This is a genomic window from Alcanivorax sp. HI0083, from assembly GCF_001635175.1.
Genome location: NZ_LWFX01000255.1, coordinates 1 through 735, shown reverse-complemented (window position 1 = coordinate 735; position 735 = coordinate 1). Strand labels below are relative to the sequence as shown.

Annotated in this window: 2 protein-coding genes; both read right to left on the bottom strand. The window is 62.0% G+C overall.

The features are described 5' to 3' along the window. Nucleotides 1–124 (bottom strand): multidrug efflux SMR transporter (locus tag A3754_RS02780; protein ID WP_231880453.1); only part of this gene is annotated, 124 nt, incomplete at its 3' end. Nucleotides 125–166: 42 nt separating this feature from the next. Further along, the coding region (locus A3754_RS02775) for a GTP-binding protein (protein WP_197468406.1) at nt 167–735 on the bottom strand (569 nt) is incomplete at its 5' end.

Here is a 735-nt window from a genome sequence, read left to right as displayed (position 1 = left end):
CAATGGAATAGCCCACCACGGTGGCCACTGATGGCCACAACCGGGTGAACCCCTGGGACGCATTCAGCGCCGAGGTAGCCACCACTTCAGCCACAATGGCGATGGACAAATACAGGTAACCCATAGGGACTCCGCAACAATCAAGCGAGTTGATCAGGCCGGACATTCAGGCCGAAGGGGCAGCCTGCAACTGATTCAACAAGGCCTCCCAGCGTGCCAGCTGTTGGGCCGGGAAGTCAGCCTCAGGGTGGCGCACAATCAGTACCAGGCGCGAGTCGGTGTCCTGATCCGGCCACCGGTTCTGTGGTGTCATCTCCGGCGTCTGTTGCGCCACCCACTGAACCAGCATGGGGCCATCCAACCCGTTCACCCGCAACAACCCTTTCACTCGCACCAATGCATCGCCACATTGTGCCTGCAGCTGCTGAAGCGCGGCCTGCCATAATGGCCAGTCCAGACCATGGGGCCAGCGCAGCGAGGCACTGAACAGATTATGGCGGGACGCCTGCTTCTCCGCGGGAACCAGCGCAAGTGACTGAGCGGCAAGCGTCGCTCCCTCCACAGGGGCAAACAGGCCAGTCACCCGGCAACGACGCGGGAGCGATTCATCAAGCAAGCTCGCGTCAGGAAAGTTGGTATCCAGCCGGTATTGCCGCGCCGTTGCATTCAGCCCGTGCAGCTGCGCCTGCAACGCCTGCACGGCCGTGGGCTCGGCCTGTTCCGTCTTGGAAAGCA